This window comes from Curvibacter sp. EU05-FHT14A10 (assembly GCF_058791075.1).
On sequence record NZ_JBYTDE010000019.1, the window covers coordinates 62,880 to 82,737 of the forward strand.

Here is a 19,858-nt window from a genome sequence, read left to right on the forward strand (position 1 = left end):
GGGTGCACAAGGCCAAAGCCTGTAACATCGCGTAAGTTTGCTTTGGGGCGGCCTGTGTCTGCGCCAAGGTCGGGGGCTGCGGCTGTCACGAGGATCACGCAATTGAAGTTACTGAAGCTAAAACATTGGGTTCCTGCCCTTGGCCTGCTGGCCCTGGCGGGTTGCGGCGGCGGCAGCACCGGGGATACTTCCAACGTGGGGGCAGTCACGGGCACGCAGCAATACATGGATGGCATCTGGACCGGCACCACGGGCACCGGATCAGCCCAGCGCAATGTGGTGGGCTACGTCAGTGGCGGCAGTGATGGCAAGGGCGGCGATTTCTACCTGGCCAAGGGCGCTGCCGGTACTTCCGGCTACGACAGCATCTATGGCCTGCTGCGGGTCGATGTGGCCTCGGTGGCGGCCACCAATGTCACGTATTTCTCGGTGCAGGATGGCAAGTTCGCCACCGGGCTGAGCCTGGCCGGCACGGCCAGCACCAGCACGGGCGCGGCGCGCACCGACACCTTCAGCGGCAATTACAGCAATCCGGCGAACACGGCAGCGGCCACCGGGGCGGTCACTTCGCTGAAGATGACGTACAGCACCCTGAACAACTATGGCGCCACCTATGCCAAGCTGCAGGGCAAGTACACCGGTGGTGCTCTGTTTGGCGGCAGCTGGGTGCTGACGGCGGACGCGGTGGGCAACCTTGCCGGCACGGTGTCGGGTTGTACCGTGGCCGGCACTGCCACGCCCCAGACGGTGGCGGCCAACAGCACCACATCGCCCGCGATCTACAACGTGGTGCTCAATCTGTCGGGCGGCATCACCACCTGCGCAGCCACGGGCACCACCCAATCCGGTGTCGCCTTCCTGAAGTACGACACGCTGGGCAACAAGACCGGCATCTGGATGTTCACGCGCAGCAGTACCACCACCTTGAACACGTATGTGCTCGATGGTGTGCTGGTGGCGGGCAGCACCTCCACCCCGGCGACCACCCAGCAGGTGGCAGCGGGCTTCTGGAAGAGCTCCACCAGCACCAGTTCTGGCGATGTGTATGCCATGGTCTTGCCGGACAACTCCTACTTCTTCTACAAGCGAGTGGGGGGCGGGTACGACGCGCTGTACGGCAATCTGGTTGTGGCCACCGGCACCAGCATCCTGAGTTCGACCGATGGGGTGTACTTTGCCAACCAGAACCTGGCCTCGACCCAGTACACGGCCGGCATTCTCATCAGCGGTGATGTGCGTACCCAGAGCAGCCTCACGGGCACGTACACCGACCCGACGGCTTCGAGTGCCCAGACGGCCTTCAGCATGGTGCCCGACACCACCAATCTGTACACCTCGCCGATCCTGCCCACGGTGTCGGCGCTGTATGGCACTTACACCAGCTCGACCATCGGTTTTGGTGGCACTGGCCTGACCCTCAAGATCGCTGCCGACACCACGGATGGCACCAAGAGCGTCATCACCGGCACCACCACCACGGGCTGCACGCTGACCGGCAACATCTCGGCCTACAGCAGCACCAACACCACGCTGAACCTGTACCGGGTCGATACCCTGACCTTTGCCGGCACCTGTGCCCTGGCGGGTCTGCCGGTGCAGTCGGGCGCGGCCTCTGCTGTGTTCGATGGCGCCAACAACGTGGTGGGCCTGCGCATCGGCGCAGCGGGCTACAGCGGTGCGGCCACCCGGGCCAATCTGGTCTTCATCGGTTCGAAGTCCTGATCGGATCGCCCCCCCTGAAAAGGCCCTTCGGGGCCTTTTTTCTTGCCCGGCGCGTGTTGCGCCGGGTGAGCCATGCGGTGACCAGGGCGGTGCCCGTTGGCTAAGTGGGTAGGGCGTGGGGTCATGTGCCGCCAAGGGGCGGCAAGGCCCGGGCATGGCGCCGTCAAAGACAGCATGAAAAAAGCCCGCACCCTGGATGGGGTGCGGGCTGGATTGAATCGGCTTCGCGTGACTTGTGCGCCCAGTTGCCGCTCAGTTGCCGTAAGGGGATTTCACCGTGTTCACGGGGAGGGCCTGCAGGCCGGAATACGGTTGCAGCGCGTAGCGAAGGTAAATGCCCCCGATGAATTGCCGGTAGTCGCGGGCGTTGTCCAACGCCAACTGGCCGCCCACAAACAACTGCGGGTGCATCTGGAACTCCATGGCCGCGCCCAGGTTGTAGCCCAGGCCGGTCTTGGTCTGGCCCGGGTACACGGCGCCATTGGCCGTGGAGCCTGCTGTGCCGAAGGCAAAGGCATCGTTGGCCGCCTGCACTGCCGCGGACTGGCGTGACGAGCTGGTCGGATAGTAGGCGGCGGCTTCCTCGCGGAAGGTCTGAACGCCCAGGGACCCCTTGAGCTGGTAGGAGAAGCGGTTGCTGCGCTGTGCCCATTCCAGCGGCACGCTGAGCGACAGAAAGCGTTGTGGGCTGAAGTAGCCACCATGACCGTACGTGAAGTAACGCAGGTTCTTGTCGTAGCTCAGCGCGGTCACATTCAGGCCGGTGGTCAGCGACGAATTGGCGCTGCGGTCCAGTCGCCAGTAAAGGCCACCGCCACCTTCCACCCGGGTGTTGGTCGCCACGTTGGTGCCGGTCAAGCCATACAGCGAGCCATAGGTGTACAGGCCGAAGTCACCGCTTTCCCAGTTCAGGTCGAGGCGACCGCCGGTGGACGACACGCCCCCCCAGTTGTCGCCGCTGCGTGGGTCTTTGGTGCCGGCGAAGGACAGCAGGCTGTCGGTCACCGGGCGGCGCGAGCCATCCACCACCAGGGTCAACTCGTCATTGAGCGGGATGCGGTACTTGACGCCCCCGGTCACATCCGATTTGTTGAAGCCCAGCGGTGTGGTGCCCACGTCCATCTTGAGGTTGGTCGACTCGTAACCCACGCTCAGACCCACCCCGGAGGCGCTTTGGCCACCGGCGGATCGATCGGGCAGGGCCAGCGAACTGACCGGACCACCGCCGAAGCGGCTCAAGGTGCCGTAGTCGAGATCGGGGGTGCCCGCATTCAGCGAGGTGGGGGTGATGCCCAGGGTCATCTTGCCGTCACCTGCATCGAACTTGAGTTGCAGCGGGGCTTCAATGTCGGTCAGTTGGCTCAGGCCGGATTCACCCTGGCGCACTCGGGCGACCAAGCCCAGCGACACCACGGGGATGCGGTCTTGCCGGATGTCATTGAGTTCGTCCAGCGCAGCACTGCGCGGTCGGCCGTTGTTGGCGGCACTCAGGCGGCTGGTCTGGGCGATCTGCTGGCTGGGTGCTGCGAAGGCGTTGCTGGTCGAGGCTGGGGCCCAGGCCGTCGCATTGCTGGGCGCTGGCGGCACGCTGCCGCTGTAAATGGCCGCAGGATCCGGAATGGGTTGGGCGGCGTAGATCGGCGCCACGGGTGCGCTGGCGGGCACAGGCTGGCTGCGTAGGGTGCTGGCCGCGGCGGCCTCGGCCGGGCTGATCAAGGCCGAACTGCCTTGCGGGGGGGCAACCCGGTCGGCGACCTGGCGGCTGTTGGCATTGCCGGTACTGCCCGTGCTGCGGCTTCGGCTGGCGGCAGCCGGGGTTGCGTCTGCGTTATTGGCCGTGCTGCGCGGGGTGACGGCCGCGCTGGCGGGCTGCGCACGTTCGTTCACGCTGGTGCCGGAGGGCACCACGGTGCCGAGCGGGGCCGGCCGGTAGGTCTGGGTCTGGTAGTTGTTGGGGTTGGGCACCTCGGCAGCCTGGGCGACCTGCAGGGGGGGCATGCCCGCGCCAGTGGCCGGGTAGGTCGACAGGCTGTAGGCCGAGCCTGTGCCGATCGCGTTGCGTGCAGCGCCTGCGGGTTCGGGGATCAGGGTGGCCGAGCGCGGTGAGGCCACAACAGCCGGGGGCGTCCCCAGCGCGGCCACGGGGGCAAAGCGCAGGGGTTCCGCCACCGGGGCCATCGAACTGGGGCCATACGAGGTGCCCACCGGCACGGCCGTGGGCATGGCCCCCGGAGTCAGTGGCGCAAAGGGCTGGCGTTGGGGTTGGTTGTTGCGGTTGGCAAACGGGTTGGTCGAGCGGGCCTGCACCAGCGCACCGCTGGCGGCCAGTTGGGCATTGCGCTGCTGGTTCTCGGCCGCCACGGCGGCGGTGAAGTATTCGGTGGCCTTGCTGGTCTTGCCCTGGGCCCGGTACAGACGGGCCGCGGCGGTCAGCACCTCGGGATTGTTGGGGGCTCGTACCAAGGCGATCTGGATCGCCGAGTCGGCGTAGGCGTATTCCTTGGCGGAGATGGCCAGCGACGCCGCAGGCAGCAACAGCTGCAGGTTGTTGGGGTCTTTTTCGAGCAGGCGGTTGTACAGGGTGATGGCCTGCACGTAGTCGTTGTTGGCGGCGTACATGCGGGCCAGCGCGCCCATCACCAGCGGGTCGTTCGGCCGTTCGGCCAGCACCGGGGCCAGGGTGTCATAGGCCGCGGCCAGATCACCCGCCTCGCGCAGGGCCTCGGCCTGGCGCAAGGTGTAGCCCACACGCAATTCGTCGAAGGCGGCGCGCTGCTGCAGCGTCATGGGGGTGCCTTGCAGCTGGCGCAGGATGCCTGCCAGCTCCACGTCTTGCTTGGTCTTGAGCAGGATGGCCGCGTACTGCAGGCGCAGCCCGGGTTCGGGACGGGCCGAGCGCGCCAGCAACTGGCGGATGGTGGCCATGGCGCGGTTGGCGTCGCCAGCGTCGGTGTAGGCCAGTGCTACAGCGCCCAGCAATTCAGGGTCTTGACCTGTGAAAGGCTCGACCTGAGCCAGCTTGGCCAGGGCTTCGGCCTGACGCCCTTGCAGGGCCAGGGCCGAGGCGCCGTCGGCCTGCACATGCACCCACACGCGCTTGTACAGGGCGGCGATGTCACGGGTGCGGTTGGCTTCAGGCACGCGCTCCAGTGTGGCCAGGGAACCGGCCCAGTCCTGGGTCTCGGCCGACAGCAGGGCATGGGCGTACAGCGCCTCGGGCATGTTGGGGTTGGAGATCAGCAGACCGTCCATGATCCCGCGGGCTTCGGCCTTGGCACCCAGCTTGATGTACAGCCGGGCCAGGTCCAGGCGAACCTAGGCGTTGGCCGGGTCATTCAGCAAGGCGTTTTCCAGGGCCACGCGGGCACCGGTGTCGTCGCCACGCGCGGCCGCCGCCTTGGCCTGACCCAAAGCCTGGGTGGCACGCAGCCGGCCCAGGGCGCCGACCTTTTCTTGCTGGGTGGGGCTCATGCGCTCGACGATGCGCAGGGCTTCGTCGGCCTTGTTGTTCTGGGCCAGCACGCCGACCAAGCCGCGAACGGCGTCGGGATTGTCGGCCTGGCGGGCCAGCACGCGACGGTAGGTGGCCTCGGCGGCGTCGTACTGGCCTTGCTCGACCAGCACATCGGCCAGGTCGTTTTCGGCGGTGGTCTCCTTGGGGTCCAGACGCACGGCTTGCTGCAGGTATTGACGAGCAGCGTCGAGGTTGCCGTTTTCACGGGCTGTGGTGGACTGCGCGACCAGCGTCCAGTAGGTGGCGCTGTCGAGCGCGCTCTTCCAGCGGCCGGCCTGGCCCTGGCGGGTGGCGCGTTCCAGGTAGTCGCGCGCCTGCGAGAAGTTTTCCTGGCGCAGACGCAGCACACCGAAGCCGCCCAGGGCGTCGCCGTCGGTGGGACGGGCTTCCAGCACGCTGCGGAAACCTGCCTCGGCGGCTTCCAGGTCGCCATCGTCCAGCGCGCGGAAGGCCTCCTGGGTGCGCTTGCGCAGCGGATCGGCGCCCGGGCCTTCGGGGCTGCGTGCCTGCTTTTGCTGGCGCTCGATCTCGTTCAGTCGGGCTTGCACGGCGGCGTCGCCCGGGAAGGCGCGCAGGAACTGCTGGTAAAGCGGAATGTCGGCGCTGCGGCTGCCGGTCCAGGCCAGGGCCTTGCGCCAGCTTTCGATGGCGGCGCTGCCGACATCGGGGTGGCTGGCCAGCCGTGCCAGATGGACAATGCCTTCGCGTCGGGTGGCGTCGCGGTAGGTCAGGTGCTGGGCCAGTGCCAGCGCGATGCGGGCATCGTCGGGCTGTTCCTGGGCCAGTTGCTCCAGGCCCTTGCGCGCCGACTCCCAACCTTGGGCGGTGCCGCCCAGGGTCTGGTAGTACTCCAGGGCCAGCGGGCCGCGAGGGGCTTGGCCACCCAGGGCGTTTTGGTAGGTATTGACCGCTTCGGCGGGCTTGCCGGCCTTGGCCAGGTCGCGCGCCGTTTGCAGTTGCGGCCCGTTGCGCATCACGTTGATCGACTGCTCAATGTTGGCCAGGCCAGGGTAGTTGGGGGCCGCTTTCTTGAGTTGGGCGATGTATTTGGCCGCCTCATCAAAGCGCTTGTTGCTGGCTTCGACCACGGCCATGCCGCCCAGGGCTTCAGGCTGGCTGGGGTTGATCTTGAGCAGTTTCTGCCAGGCTTCGGCCGCGCGCTCGGTGTTCTCGCGCGCTTGCCAGTACTTGCCCTGCTCCAGCAGGGCCTTGACAGCGGGTTCCTGGGCGAATACGGCCGGCACACTCAGTGCGGCCAGCAGGCTCATGGCTAGCGTTTGGTGGCGGTTGAACATGCCTTCTCCCAGCGTAATTGCAGTCTGCCCGTGGGCAGGAATTGATAGCGTTTCTCGATCCAGCCTGTGCCGAACAAACCGAGCACGTGATCGTAATAGGGCGGGCGGGCGGCCGGGTCAAACAGACGGGCCTGTACCCGCTTCTGTTGCAGCAGCAAGGCAGCGTTGCGGCCGTCTGTCTGCAGGTAGGGCAGCAGGGCCGCCGCAAATCCGATGGGGCCCATGCCCTGCACGGCACCGGTGCTGGTCTGCACCTTTTCGGGTGGAAACTCGGCCTGCTCGATGGCCTGGGCCATGCCGCCCAAGGCCCGGCGCAGCGGGGTGGCGGCCGGGTCGGCGGGCGCCGTCATGCCCGCCCACAGGTAGGTGCGGATGGCGTCATAGCTGCCCACGTCACCCGATTGCGGGTCGGCCACAAAGTTGCCGCGGCCGTTGTCGGCCAGCCGCCAGGCCACCCAGTCGGGCGAATAGCCCCGCGGGGCGGTGTCGCTGATCAGGCGCACGGTGTTGCCGGCCAGCGTGCTCCAGGGGCCCTTGGGGTCGAATTGGGCAAAGCGCCGCAGCAGCGGCAGCGGCAGGTAGCTGGGGTTGAAGCGCCACAGCTTCTGGTCGGGGAAACTGAAGCCGACCGGGCCAGGCAGCACCATCTTGCCGAAGCCGGGCAGGTCGATGAGTTCGTCCTGGATCACCCGTGCCAGCAGTGTGCGGGCGTCGGCTTCGTAGCCAGGTTTCTTCCACACGCGAGCCGCCTCAAGCAGGGCGTAGGCCAGCCAGAGGTCGGCGTCCGATGCCGGGTTGTTGTCGATGATGCCCCAGGTGCCGTCCTTGCGCTGGCCCCACTGCCAGGCCGGCAGGCGGGCGGCGATGTTGCCGCCGGCCAGATTGGCCACGGTCCAGCGCCATAGGCGCTCGAAACGTTCGGGCTGGTTGGCCACCAGCGCGAAGAACATGGCATAGGACTGGCCTTCCGAGGTGGAGTGCATCTGGGCGACATTGAAGTCGACGATGCGTCCGTCCTCCTGGGCGAAGCGTTCATTGAAGCTGTCCCACAGCGGCCACTCGGTGCTGGCCCGGCAGCTGGCCGCGGGGGCCTGGTTTTGCCCTGGCTTCGCCTGGGCGGCCATGGCATGGCCCCCCAGCAAGACCAAAGGCGCCACGGTCAGTGGCGCCAGGACTTGGGTCAGGAACATTCGTCGGAGCCCCGCACCCGAAGGCGTGGGGCGCTTTCGGGTGGGGCTCGATGGCGTGGCGCGGGGCAGGTTCTGCATGGACCTGAGGATCATCCCTGATTCTTGAGGCGGGCACGTGCACGGGCCCGCAGCGACAGGAACAGCAGCACCGCAATCAGCAGGGCGGCCAGAATGCCCAGGCCCAGCAGCAGCAAAGGGTTGCCGGCGAGGAACCACTGTATCCAGGTCAAGGGGTCCAGGTGGCCGACGTAGTAGCTTTGCTCGGCCACCAGGCTGTCCACCTGCTTGCCACGGATCACCGAGGTGCTGCCCTGGATCTCTTTGACCAGATCGGCGTCGAGCAGGGCGTCGACGATCTGGGTCATGCCTTCGGGGTTGTTGCTGGACAACTGCACCACACTGCGGCCAGCGCTGACAGGCGACTCGAAGCCGGCGATCACGCCGTCATTGCTGTTGCTGTTGAAGGCCACCTGGTTGCGTCCGGGCTTGGCGCCGTCGCGCTGGCTCGGATCCCACCAGCTGAAGACCCGGTAGGCAAAATCTGAGATCTTGAAGCGGCGCGCGCCGGTCTGGATGTTGACCGGGCTGGCATCCGCCCACTGGGTGAGCAGGGGCTGGTTGGAGGCCGAGCCGATCACGACCACATCCTTGCCGGCCAGGGCATCGATCTGCTTGGGCGCGACCACGCTGACGGCGGTGGCTGGGTAGCCGGTGGATCGGCCAAACACGCCGAGCAGGCTCAGGTAGCTGCTGTAGTCGCTGGTGGTGGGCTTTTCAGGCAGCACCACGGCGGTTTCGGACAGGTCGGCCAGGCGGGTGAACGGAAAGCCGCTGTTGCTGAAGGCGGCCAGATCGGGCATGGCCAGGAAGTGAGAGAAACCCGAGATGTCCACCGTCGAGTCGGGCTCGACCGTGCCCCGCACGTTGTCCAGCACCACATCCTTGCACGAACCTTGTTTGACCATGTCGTGGAAGTAGTGGAACTGCAGCTGCGTCTGGGCCGGCAGCTTGAACAGCGGGATGTGAAACTGCTCGCGGGCCGGGATCAACTCGCCCGCCGGCAGCACGCTGTCCACCACGCGCTCCACGGCGCCCGGGGTTTCGTGGCTGATGGCCAGCAAGGGCAAAGAACGCAGGAATTGCTGGTTGACGTTGATGTTCAGCGTCGACTTGTCCAGGTTCGGGCGAGGGGTGTAGCGGTACTTCAGGTCGACCGGAATGCCCTTGGTGCGCCAGCTGAACAGGTCGGGGGGCAGATGGAAGTTGACGCGGATCAGGTCAGGTGAATAGCCCGAGACGTTGAGGTTTTCCTCCTGGACCAGTTCGCCGAATTTGACGGGACGGTCACTGGCCAGCCAGTTGGGCGCGTCATAAGGCTTGCGTGGCTTGAGTTCGGTCAGGCTGGTGATGGTGGCCACCTGGCCCGACAAGGCGGGCGAGCCCACGGCCACGGCGTTGGCCGCGATCTTCAGCTCTTTGCCGTCGCGCCCCATCACCAGCAGCAGCTTGGCGGTGGCGTCGTTGGGGTTGGGCACCATGGCCACGGTGGGACCTTGCAGGGCCGGCAGGCTCAGGCCGCCCGGAATCTGCTGGTTGCCGACCGCGAACACAATGGCGTTCCCCTGGGCCGGAATCTGGTCCTGCATGGCCGGGAAGCGGGCCCCCCGGTAACCGGCCAGGGCGCCAAACCAGGACGACAGCGCGCCGGCGGCCTCCAGGGTGGACGCTGCGGGCGTGCCGGCAAACACCATGGGCAGTGCCAGGGGCAGCGCGTCGCGGCGGTCAAAGAAAGGCTGGGGCAGCAAGGCCAGGTCGTTGGCCTGGGCGATCGGCGTGAGCGTCAGCTCCAGCACGCTGTCGTTGCCCACATTGGCCCACAGGCTCGAATGGGTCGGGTCTTCGCAATCGCGGGTGTAGTGGCCGATCAGTTCGAGGTTGAGTCGGTTGAACTCGGTGATCAGGCGCGGCGGGATGATGACTTCGCGTTGCAGGTTCTGCCCTGCCTGCTCGGTGGGCACCGGAATCGTGGCGGCCACCTGCTCGTTGACCATCACATTGATGTGCGAGAGCTGCGGGATCAGGGAGGGCGAATAGGCGTAATTGATCTTGAGCTTGGCGCCAGTCACCACCTGGTCGGCCCGGATGCTGAAGGTCACGCCGCTGTTGCCGCGGATGCCGCGCAGTTGCAGCGGGAACAGGGCCCCAAGCTGCTTGAGCGAGAAGGTCGCCGTGCGCGCATTGGCCACCCGTGCGCCCGGGGTCTCGCCTGCTTCGGCCGCGGTCTCGGTGATCATGCGGCCCGAACCGCCTGCTTCGCGGGCAGCTGCAGCGGCGCGGGCCTTGGTGGCCGCCTCGGCGGGCTGCAGACCGGGCGCCGCCAGCAGCAGCGCAATCGCCAGGATGACCGGCTGCAGGGGCACGCGGTGGGCGGCGCGCTGAGAGAGGGCTTGAGAGGTGGAGTTCTTCATGGTCTGTGGGCCTAGGGTCACTTGGCGTTGGAGGTCCGGCGCAGGCGCAGTGATTTGACGATGTTGCTTGTCAATTCGTTGATGCCGCGCACGCCGATGGCGAGCACGCCGCCGAGAGAGCTGAGGGGTTTGTCCTGTTGGCGCTGGCCCCAGGTGGTGACCCAGGCATCGGCGCGGGAGAAGGTCAGGGCTGCCAATTCGGCCTGCTGGGCCAGGCTCAGGTTGTCGAAACGCACACCCAGCCGTCCTTTGCCGCCGAAGGTGACAACCGCCGGGAAAACCCCTTCTTCGTCCGAGCGGAACAGCGACACCTGCAGCTTGGTGCCGGTGGGGATCTGCACCCCGTCCGGCACGGTCAGCCCCAGGCCCTGCTGCGAGAAGTCGTCGGTCTGGCAAGTCAGCACCTTGCCGTTGTCCAGGCGGATGGCTGCGGGCAGTGCGGCCGCCACCCGTGGCGTGACGCGGACCTGGCGGCTTTCACTGGCCACGGCCAGGCTGGCACTGGACAACACGATGTTGTAGGCCGTCCACAGCATGTTGATGAACAGGGTGGTGATCTCGGGGTTGTCCTGGAACACCATCTGCCACACACCGACGGCGAAGCCGAACAGGTTGGCGATCAGCAGCACCAGGTAGGGGCGGGCGATGCCCCAGTCAAAGTAGGCCTCTTCGATCACGCCCCCTTTGGCCGTCACGTTGAACTTGCCCAATTTGGGGTTGATGAAAGCCATCAGCACCGGGCGCATGATGTACCAGGCCAGCACGGATTCGTAGACCTCGTTCCAGAACGAGTAGCGGTAACGGCCCTGGATGCGCGAGTTGGTGATGCTGGCGTGGGCCAGGTGAGGCAGGGCGTAGGCCGAGATCATCAGGGCCGTGGCCTGGAACACGTGGGCCCCGAACAGCAGGTAGGCCAGCGGTGCCGTCAGAAAGATCAGGCGTGGCAGGCCATAGAAGAAGTGCAGCAGCGCATTCAGGTAGCACAGCCGCTGGCCGATCTTGAGGCCGGGGCCGAACAGGGGGTTGTCGACCCGCCCGATCTGCGCCATGCCCCGTGCCCAGCGGATGCGTTGTCCGATATGGCCTGACAGGCTTTCGGTGGCCAGGCCAGCAGCCTGCGGGATTTCAAGGTACGCCGTGTTGTAGCCCTTGCGGTGCAGCTTCAGGGCGGTGTGGGCGTCTTCGGTCACGGTCTCGATGGCCACGCCACCGATTTCCATCAGCGGTGCGCGCTTGATGACGGCACAGGAGCCACAGAAGAACGAGGCATTCCAGAGGTCGTTGCCGTCCTGCACCACGCCGTAGAACAACTCGCCCTCATTGGGGGTGCGGTGGAAGGTCTCAAGGTTTTTCTCGAAGGGGTCGGGCGAGAAGAACACGTGTGGCGTCTGCAGCATCGCCATCTTGTCGTCCTTGAGGAACCAGCCCATGCAGACCTGCAGGAAGGAGCGGGTCGGGATGTGGTCACAGTCGAAGATGGCCACATACTCGCCGTCGGTGGTCGCCAGGGCTGCATTGATGTTGCCGGCCTTGGCGTGGCGGTTGTTGCCACGGATCTTGTAGCCCACCCCCACGTCCTCGCAGAACTTGCGGAAGTCGCTGCGTCGGCCATCGTCAAGCACGTAGACCTTGAGGCGGTCGGCTGGCCAATCCAGGCTCATGGCCGAGAACACGGTCTGCTTCACCACGTCCAGCGGTTCGTTGTAGGTGGGGATGAAAACATCCACGCTGGGCCAGCTTGACGCATCGGCGGGCAGGGGCACCGGCTTGCGACCCAGAGGCCAGATGGTCTGGAAATAGCCGATCAGCAGCACGGTGAAGGCATACAGCTCAGCGGCCACCAGGCCGAAGCCGAAGAAGGCATCCAGCGGGTTTTCAAACCCCACGGTGTCGGTCAGGCGCCACCAGATGTAGCGGGTGGAGGCCGAGATCGACAGCGTCATCATGGTCAGGGTCGTCACCCGGCCCTTGGTCTTGCGCAGCAGCAGGGCCACCGCAAACGTGGTGCTCGCAAAGATGACCTGCTCGGTCAGGTCCAGCGGGACGCTGATCACCAGCAGGAACAGCAAAAAGGCCAGGATCCCGGTGGCGTACTGGGCCACCGGGTGGTTCCAGATCGGCGACTCCGTGACGCTGTTCAGAAAACGACCCCAGCGTTTGCTGGGGTCGGCCTGGGTGTCTTCGTTGGAGCCGGGCACAGCCGGTCTCGAGGGCGAGGAGGTGCTCATGCGGTGGCGGTCCTGGTGGACAGGCGCTGGGCGATTTTCTCGGCGCAGGCCCGGAAGTCGTTGGCGGCCTGGCTGCCCGATTCGTAGTCGAGCACGCACAGATCATTGGCCAGGGCGTCACCGACCGACTGATCCTGATGGATGGTGCCCACCACGCGATCGCCGAAGCTGGAGCGGATCACGTTGGACACGTCCTTGGAGAGTTGACGGCTGTTGTTGGCCTGGTTGACCACGTAAAGCGCTTCAGAGAAGTTCGGCTGGCCTGTGCAGTAGGTCTGCACCAGCCGCTGCATCAGCGGCAAGGCGGCGTAGGACGCCGCGTCGGCCAGCACTACCACCAGGGCCAGGTGGGCTTCGGCCAAGGCTTGCTTGAGGTAGACCGATGGGCCCGGCGGGGTGTCCAGCAGCACCACGGCATCGGGCGGCAGATTCAAGGCCTGAAGTTGATCGCGCAGCCAGAACAGGCGAGTCTCGATCAGGTGCTCAAAACGGTCACGATCGTCTTCGTTGACGACCCCGTAGGGCAGCACATACACGCCGGTCCGGCTTTCGAACACCACGCTTTTCCAGCTCTGCTGGGCCAAGGAGGCGCGCGAGATGCCTCGGAACTCACTCGGGCTGACACCGAAGTGAAGCCCCAGGGCGTTTTGAGGGTCCAGATCCAGCACCACCACGGTGCGGCCCTGGCGTGCCAACGCACAGGCCAGGTTGGCCGTGACGGTGGTCTTTCCAACCCCGCCCTTGGAGGAGACAACGGCCAGCACCTTCATGCGCCACCTCGCAGGTTCTGCCACAAGGCCGCCAGACCTGACGGTGGCGGTGGTGGCGGTGCCACTTCGGCACGACCGGCCAGGCGGTCAAAAATGCCTTGCAATTCTGTGCTTGGTGGGACGGGGGCCGCAGGCGTCGGTGCCGCTTGGATCGTTTGAGCCAGACTGGCCAGCGGCGACGTGCTGGTGAGCGCGCGGGGGGCTGGCAGTGGCGCCTGTACTGCAGCAGGGACCGTTGGCTGCGAGAACACCGGGGCCAGCCCTGCCTGCAGGGGGGGCTCTGGTGCGCGAACCGGTGCGGCAGGCACCGCCGGCGCCCAAGCCGCGGACACCGCAGGGCTGGCTGCAGCCTCTGTGGCCGTGGGGGCGGGCCAATGCATCGGCGTGGGGGCCTGAACGGAAGGAGGCGCGGCCGGCGCTGGCGTGGGTGTGGGCACAGCTGCCACCGCAGCAGCCGCAGGTGCGGGGGCGAAGGTCGCCAGCGCAGGTGTTGGGGGCTGAGCAGGTACTGCGGCAGCGACCGGTGCGGGTGCGGGTGCGGGTGCGGGCACGGGTGCGGGCGTGCCCAATGCCAGTTCGGCTGAGCTCAGGTGCTGGCCGCTCGGCGCCAGCACTTGAACAGGGGGGGCGATGGGGGCCGGACGGAACTCGATCGGGCCGGCGGTCACGGGGGCTTCGGCCGCGGCCACGCCCGGCGCTGTGGCGGCCGTGGCCTGGCCCAACTCCAGCGCGGACAGCAGGGGCCAGCGCTTCTTGGCCTGCGCGGCTGATTGTTGTCGACTCAATTCCTGGTAGTCGTCAACTTGTCCGCCGAACTGTTGGAACAGGTTGACGATGTCTTCAGATTTGGTCATTGGGGCACTCTTTGACAGGCTTCAGGGCCTAGGGCTGGCTCAGCGGCCAAGCCGGAAACTGACGCTGCCCCAGCCGTCGGTGGCCTGGGTCTGGCTGACGACAAGGCCCGGTGCGCCCTGCTGCTCAAACCATTGCTGGTAGACCCCTTCGAGGAAACCGCTGGCCCAGTCCGTGGCCGAGGCACCAAAGGCAGAGGCCAATGGCGAGCAGAAGTGGGCGATCTCCACATGGTCGGCTTGTTGCACCAGGTTCACCCAGCCCCAGTCCAGGTCTTGCCATTGGCGCGACATGGCCGCTTGCACTCCCGCCAGCGTGGGTTGCGGGGGCAGGGGCAGTTCGGTGGCAAAGCGCAGGCCGATGCGTCGGCTCAGTGCGCGCAGATCGGCGGGGGGGAGCGCGGCGGTGAATTCAGCCGCCAGCGCGTGCAGGAAATGCCGCCATTGGCGAGCGCACTGCTGACGTGCCAAGTGCTCGGACACGTCTGTCGGTTGACCCGAATTGACATCGCTCATGGCAAAACCCTGTTCTCAAATGTTATTAGGTGTATCCGGCACCGGGGCCTTTGTCGATCCCCTACCTCAAATGGTTGCTAAATGTTAACAAAACATCCTGTTGCCACGGTGTGAAATTGGCCACGTTCTGGCCATCAGTCCACGGGGCTTTTGCGCTCACTGGGGTGATATATGATTTTTCGATACTGATTGGTGCTGATTTTCTCTTTTTATGGGGTCTTGTCGAGGCTGTTCCTGTGCCGGTCTGTATCGGGTTGCGTGACGGCCAGAGTTCACCCGCCGCAGCTTGACCCGCGGCCACTTCGGTGCGACACGCTCTGACTCAAGTCAGTGCCGTCGGTGGCTGGTGTCAGACCACCGCGACAGGTTTTGGTGCGGTCGGGGCTGGGCCGGCAGTGCTTTGTGCCTGCTCTGGTGCATTTTTTCTGGCACGGATTTAGCTTTGGGTTTTCTGAAATTGACCATTTGGTTAGGTTTTGGATTGCCCCATGTCGTCTCTTCTGAATGAAACACCCCCCGCCCACCCGATGGCGGTGCCCACGGCGCGCCGCGCTGTGGAGGTGCGCGCCGCCAGCGTGATCTATCCGGCTGCCGACGCGCCCGTGCGTGCCCTGCAAGAGGTGGATCTCACCATCGCCCAGGGGGAGTTCGTCTCTCTGATTGGCCCTTCGGGCTGCGGCAAGACCACCTTGCTGCGTGTGATCGCCGACCTGGAGCCGATTTCGGGGGGCGAAGTATTGGTCAATGGCGTGAGCCCGCGCGAGGCGCGTCAGGCCAGGGCCTACGGTTATGTGTTCCAGGCGCCGGCCCTGTTCCCATGGCGCACCGTGCTGGCCAACGTGATGCTGCCCTTGCAGATCCAGGGCCGGGCCAAGGACGAAGCCTTGGCGGTGGCGCGTGAGCAACTGGGGCGGGTGGGCCTGGCCCAGTTCGAGAACAAATACCCCTGGCAACTGTCGGGTGGCATGCAGCAGCGGGTGTCGATTGCCCGCGCCATGGCGTTCGAGCCACGCATCCTGATGATGGACGAGCCCTTCGGGGCCCTGGACGAGATCACCCGCGACGGGCTCAACGAGCAGTTGCAGCAACTGTGGTGCCGCGAGCGGCGCACGGTGGTGTTTGTCACCCACTCCATCTCCGAGGCGGTGTACCTGTCCACCCGCATCGTGGTGATGTCGCCGCGCCCCGGGCGCATCGTGAAGGTGATCGAGTCGCGCCTGCCCGATGAGCGGCATCTGGGGCTGCGCGACACGCCCGAGTTCATGCAGATGGCGCACGAAGTGCGGGAGGCGCTGGCCGATGGGCACCACTGACACCCGTTGGGGCGGCTCGGTTGGCCCGGTGGCGGTGATCGTGGCGGCCATCGTGCTGCTCTGGTATGCCTTGGCCATCTGGCTGAATGCCCCCGGGGCCATCGAGCGGGTGTTGAACCCGCGCGGTGCCTGGGATTGGATCGACCTGGTGCAGACCACCTGGGCCCTGCAGCGCCCGGTGCTGCCCGCGCCGCACCAGATCGCACTGGATTTCTGGTCCAGCCTGGTGGACTGGCCGCTGGATTCGCCGCGCAACCTGATGTTCCATGTGTGGGTGACCGGCCAATCCACCCTGCTGGGCTTTGTCATGGGCACGGTGCTCGGGGGCGTGCTGGCGGTGCTGATCGTGCATTCACGCACGCTGGACCGGGCCCTGCTGCCCTGGGTGGTGGCCTCGCAGACCATTCCCGTGCTGGCGATTGCGCCGATTGTGCTGGTGATCCTGGGCAGCCTGGGCTTCAGCGGCGTGTTGCCCAAGGCCGTGATCGCCATGTACCTGTGCTTTTTCCCGGTCACGGTGGCGGCCGTGCAGGGCCTTCGCTCGCCGCAGCGCATCGAGACCGAACTGATGCACACCTATGCGGCCAGCCGATGGCAGGCCCTTTGGTTGCTGCGCCTGCCCGCTGCCTTGCCGTTTGTGTTCCCGTCGCTCAAGGTGGCCATTGCCGCCGGTCTGGTGGGCGCCATGGTGGCCGAGCTGCCCACCGGAGCCCAGGCCGGCCTGGGCGCGCGGCTGCTGACCGGCTCGTACTACGGCAACACGGTGCAGATCTGGTCTGCCCTGCTGATGTCGGCCCTGCTGGGTCTGGCCTTGTCAGGAGCGATGGCGGGCCTGGAGCAATGGGTTTTGCGCAACAGGAGGCGCTCATGACAAGCACCGCAAACGTGCGCCAGGCCGGGCAGTTCACCGCGGTGGCCGCGCTGGCCTTTTGGCTGCTGTGCGCGCTGCAGCCGCTGATGGTGTTGGAAGCCGAGGGTGCCGCGCCCGCCATGTCATCGTTGCTGGCCCAGCCGGCGGCCTGGCTGGCGGCACTGCTGGGCGTGCTGGCTGCTGTTCTGGGGCTGCGCCCCAGCGGCCGTGCGGCCTCATTGGGCCTGACCGCGATGGCCGGTCTGGCCGCCATCGGTTGGTTGCAACTGCCGCCGGCACAGGCAGCCGCTCCGGCCGCGGCCGGGTTCTGGTTGGGGGCCTTGGGCCTGGGCGCGCTGGCGGTGCTGACCATCCAGCGCTGTGCAGCACTCGAAGGGCAGCGTTTCGATGCGGCGCTGGCGCCGCTGCTGTTCGGCCTGTGGGTGCTGTATGCCTGGCAGTTGCTGACCGTGGCGCTGGAGGTGCCCAGGGTGCTGTTGCCCCCGCCAGCCTTGGTGCTGGAGGCCTTGTGGACCCACGCGGCCATCTTGGGCGGCGACTTTGTGCAGACCGTGCTCAAGGCGGTGGTGGTCGGTTGGCTGCTGGGCTCGGGCCTGGGCTTTGCGGTGGCGGTGGCCATCGACCGCCAGCCTTTTTTGCAGCGTGGCCTGCTGCCGATCGCTTCGTTGACCAGCACGGTGCCTCTGGTGGGGGTGGCGCCGATTGCCGTGATGTGGTTTGGCTTTGACTGGCCGTCCAAGGCGGCGGTGGTGGTGCTGATGACCTTCTTTCCGATGCTGGTGTCCACGTTGGCAGGCCTGCAGTCGGCGGGGCGCCTGGAGCGCGAACTGATGCACAGCTACGCCGCCAGCTATGGCCGCACGCTGTGGAGCCTGCGCCTGCCCGCCGCATCGCCCTTTGTGGTGGGGGCGCTGAAGGTGAATGCCACGCTGGCCCTGATCGGCGCCATCGTGGCCGAGTTCTTCGGCTCGCCCACGGCCGGGTTGGGCTTTCGCATCTCCACCGAGGCCGCGCGCATGAACATGGCCCTGGTGTGGGGCGCGATCGCGGTGGCGGCGGTCACCGGCTCGCTGGCCTACGCCTTGCTCGTGCGTCTGGAGCGCCGGGTGGCGTTCTGGCACCCCTCGGTGCGGGGCTGAGGCGGCAAGGCCGGCTGCGCATCGCTTGTTCTGTGTTCTTTCACCCCTGTCTGTCTTTTTTCATCACAAGGAGCGTCCCATGAAGAGTTCTTTTCGCTTGTCCGCTGGCGTGCTGGCAGCCCTGCTGGCCTTGGGCGGTGCCGCCGCGCACGCGGCCGACAAGGTCACGGTGCAGCTGAAGTGGGTGCCTCAGGCCCAGTTTGCGGGCTACTACGTGGCCCAGGCCAAGGGCTTCTACAAAGAGGCCGGGCTGGACGTGACCATCAAACCCGGCGGCCCCGACATCTCGCCGGTGCAGGTGATCGCGGGCAAGTCGGCCGATGCCATCGTCAACTGGATGCCCGACGCCCTGGCGGCGCGCGAGGCCGGCGTGCCTCTGGTCAACATCGCCCAGGTGTTTGACCGCTCGGGCCTGATGCTGACCTGCAAGAAGTCCAGCGGCGTGAGCAGCCCGAAAGACCTCAAGGGCAAGACCCTGGGCGTCTGGTACGGCGGCAATGAGTACCCCTTCCTGAATTGGATGGCCAAGCTGGGCTACAAGACCGACAGCGACATCAAGATCCTCAAGCAAGGCTTCAACGTCGACCCGCTGCTGCAGAACCAGGCCGCCTGCATCTCGACCATGATCTACAACGAGTACTGGCAGGTGGTGGATGCCGGCGTCAAGGAAAGCGACCTGGTGACCTTTTTCTATGAGGACCAGGGCGTGGCCTCGCTGGAAGACGGCTTGTATGTGCTCGAATCCAGCCTCAAGGACAAGGCCTTTGTGGCCAAGATGGGCAAGTTCCTGAAGGCTACCTTCAAGGGTTGGAACGAGGCCGTCAAGAACCCCGAGGAGGCCGCCAAGATCGTGGTGGCGCAAGACAGTTCGGGCAGCGCCACCGTGGCGGTGCAGAAGCGCCAGATGGAGAACGTGGCCAAGCTGATCAGCAAGGCGGGCACCGACAAGATCGGCTACCTGGACCCGGCTGCCTACGAGCGCACGGTCAAGGTCCTGCTCAACGGCGGTAGCTCGCCGGTCATCAAGAAAGACCCGGGCAAGGCCGCCTACAGCCATGTGGTGTGGGAAGCCGCCCAGCATTGACGGGCTGGTTCGGTCACCTCCTCGGCCTGCGCATGAGCGGCAGGCCTGCCCCGCGGGCAGCGTATCCTTCGCCCCTGTGTGTTTGCACAGGCGCCCGATGGGGCGCTGCCCGCTTTTTTCCTCTGAAGAGATCCCATGCCTTCCGTCCCCAAGCTCCCGTCTGCCCCGGCGGCCTCCGCGGCCGCTGCTGATGCCGCCAAAGGCCAGATCCGACAGGCCAACGAGAGCCTGATCCTGGAGGCTGCCGAGCGCGTGTTTGCCGGTGCCGGCTTCAGCGGCGCCACCATGGCCGCCATTGCCGAAGCGGCCGACCTGCCCAAGGCCAACCTGCATTACTACTTCGGTAACAAACAAGACCTGTACCGGGCCGTGCTGGCGCGCACCCTCAGCGACTGGCTGGCGCCCACGCACGGCATCACCCCCGAGGCCGACCCGGCCGTGGCTCTGGGGGGGTACATCCGCGACAAGATGCGGCTGTCGCAGCAGCGCCCGCATGCCTCCAAGGTGTTCGCCAATGAGCTGCTGCATGGGGCGCCGGTGCTGCAGACGCTGCTGGAGACCGAGCTGCGCGACCTGGTGCTCGAAAAGGCCGCCGTGCTCGACGGTTGGGTGGCCCAGGGCCGCATGGCGCCGGTCAGCACCGTGCACCTGTTCTTCACCATCTGGTCTGCCACCCAGACCTATGCCGACTTTGATGTGCAGATCGCTGCCGTGCTGGGGCGCAGCGCGCTCTCACCCAAGGACTATGCTGAGGCGACTGAGCATGTGGTGGGGCTGGTGCTGCGAGGGTGTGGATTGACGCCCCCCTGAGGGGGCGACGCTTCAGCCCGCCCGCTCCAGCATGGCCTGCAGCAGCACGTTGCAGCCGGCGGTGATGTGCTCGGGTTTGGCGTCTTC

General features: G+C 66.3%; 14 protein-coding genes. 6 read left to right on the top strand and 8 right to left on the bottom strand.

The features are described from left to right. Window positions 1-102 precede the first annotated feature (102 nt). A complete protein-coding gene (locus tag AC3WUT_RS25965) occupies window positions 103-1,722 on the top strand; it encodes a hypothetical protein (protein WP_492349955.1) in 1,620 nt (539 codons plus the stop codon). 252 nt (window positions 1,723-1,974) lie between these two features. Here the strand turns inward: AC3WUT_RS25965 and AC3WUT_RS25970 are convergent, their stop codons facing one another. From AC3WUT_RS25970 to bcsD, 8 genes are all read right to left on the bottom strand, one after another. Then, window positions 1,975-4,974: a cellulose synthase subunit BcsC-related outer membrane protein gene (locus AC3WUT_RS25970; RefSeq protein WP_492349956.1), complete on the bottom strand. Its 3,000-nt coding sequence runs from the start codon at window positions 4,972-4,974 to the stop codon at window positions 1,975-1,977. Between the two features lie 63 nt (window positions 4,975-5,037). After that, a complete protein-coding gene (locus tag AC3WUT_RS25975) occupies window positions 5,038-6,531 on the bottom strand; it encodes a tetratricopeptide repeat protein (RefSeq protein ID WP_492349957.1) in 1,494 nt (497 codons plus the stop codon). After that, a complete protein-coding gene (gene bcsZ, locus AC3WUT_RS25980; protein WP_492349958.1) occupies window positions 6,507-7,721 on the bottom strand; it encodes a cellulose synthase complex periplasmic endoglucanase BcsZ in 1,215 nt (404 codons plus the stop codon). The genes AC3WUT_RS25975 and bcsZ overlap by 25 nt, the downstream gene beginning before the upstream one ends. Window positions 7,722-7,810: 89 nt before the next feature. Next, window positions 7,811-10,189, bottom strand: a complete 2,379-nt coding sequence (bcsB, locus tag AC3WUT_RS25985; RefSeq protein WP_492349959.1) for a cellulose biosynthesis cyclic di-GMP-binding regulatory protein BcsB — start codon at window positions 10,187-10,189, stop codon at window positions 7,811-7,813. 17 nt (window positions 10,190-10,206) lie between these two features. After that, window positions 10,207-12,417: a UDP-forming cellulose synthase catalytic subunit gene (gene bcsA, locus AC3WUT_RS25990; RefSeq protein ID WP_492349960.1), complete on the bottom strand. Its 2,211-nt coding sequence runs from the start codon at window positions 12,415-12,417 to the stop codon at window positions 10,207-10,209. Next, entirely contained in the window at window positions 12,414-13,187 is a 774-nt protein-coding gene (gene bcsQ / locus AC3WUT_RS25995) for a cellulose biosynthesis protein BcsQ (RefSeq protein WP_492349961.1), read from the bottom strand. The genes bcsA and bcsQ overlap by 4 nt, the downstream gene beginning before the upstream one ends. Further along, window positions 13,184-14,041, bottom strand: coding sequence for a cellulose biosynthesis protein BcsP (gene bcsP, locus AC3WUT_RS26000; RefSeq protein WP_492349962.1), 858 nt, complete (start codon window positions 14,039-14,041; stop codon window positions 13,184-13,186). The genes bcsQ and bcsP overlap by 4 nt, the downstream gene beginning before the upstream one ends. Window positions 14,042-14,080: 39 nt before the next feature. Next, window positions 14,081-14,554 carry a cellulose biosynthesis protein BcsD gene (gene bcsD / locus AC3WUT_RS26005; protein WP_492349963.1) on the bottom strand — a complete coding sequence of 158 codons (474 nt, stop codon included), beginning with the start codon at window positions 14,552-14,554 and terminating at the stop codon, window positions 14,081-14,083. Between the two features lie 488 nt (window positions 14,555-15,042). On the opposite strand from bcsD, the gene AC3WUT_RS26010 reads away from it, so the two are divergent. The 5 genes from AC3WUT_RS26010 to AC3WUT_RS26030 all read left to right on the top strand — a co-directional run bounded on the left by AC3WUT_RS26010 (window position 15,043) and on the right by AC3WUT_RS26030 (window position 19,771). Continuing rightward, window positions 15,043-15,867 carry an ABC transporter ATP-binding protein gene (locus AC3WUT_RS26010; RefSeq protein ID WP_492349964.1) on the top strand — a complete coding sequence of 275 codons (825 nt, stop codon included), beginning with the start codon at window positions 15,043-15,045 and terminating at the stop codon, window positions 15,865-15,867. Next, entirely contained in the window at window positions 15,854-16,738 is an 885-nt protein-coding gene (locus tag AC3WUT_RS26015) for an ABC transporter permease (protein WP_492349965.1), read from the top strand. Before AC3WUT_RS26010 ends, AC3WUT_RS26015 begins: the two co-directional genes overlap by 14 nt. Next, window positions 16,735-17,877, top strand: a complete 1,143-nt coding sequence (locus tag AC3WUT_RS26020) for an ABC transporter permease (RefSeq protein WP_492349966.1) — start codon at window positions 16,735-16,737, stop codon at window positions 17,875-17,877. The genes AC3WUT_RS26015 and AC3WUT_RS26020 overlap by 4 nt, the downstream gene beginning before the upstream one ends. Before the next feature lie 79 nt (window positions 17,878-17,956). Then, on the top strand, window positions 17,957-18,961 hold the full coding sequence (locus AC3WUT_RS26025; protein WP_492349967.1) for an ABC transporter substrate-binding protein: 1,005 nt from the start codon (window positions 17,957-17,959) through the stop codon (window positions 18,959-18,961). A 135-nt stretch (window positions 18,962-19,096) separates the two neighbouring features. Then, window positions 19,097-19,771 (top strand): TetR/AcrR family transcriptional regulator, encoded by a 675-nt coding sequence (locus AC3WUT_RS26030; RefSeq protein WP_492349968.1) that lies wholly within the window; start codon window positions 19,097-19,099, stop codon window positions 19,769-19,771. Window positions 19,772-19,858 lie beyond the last annotated feature (87 nt).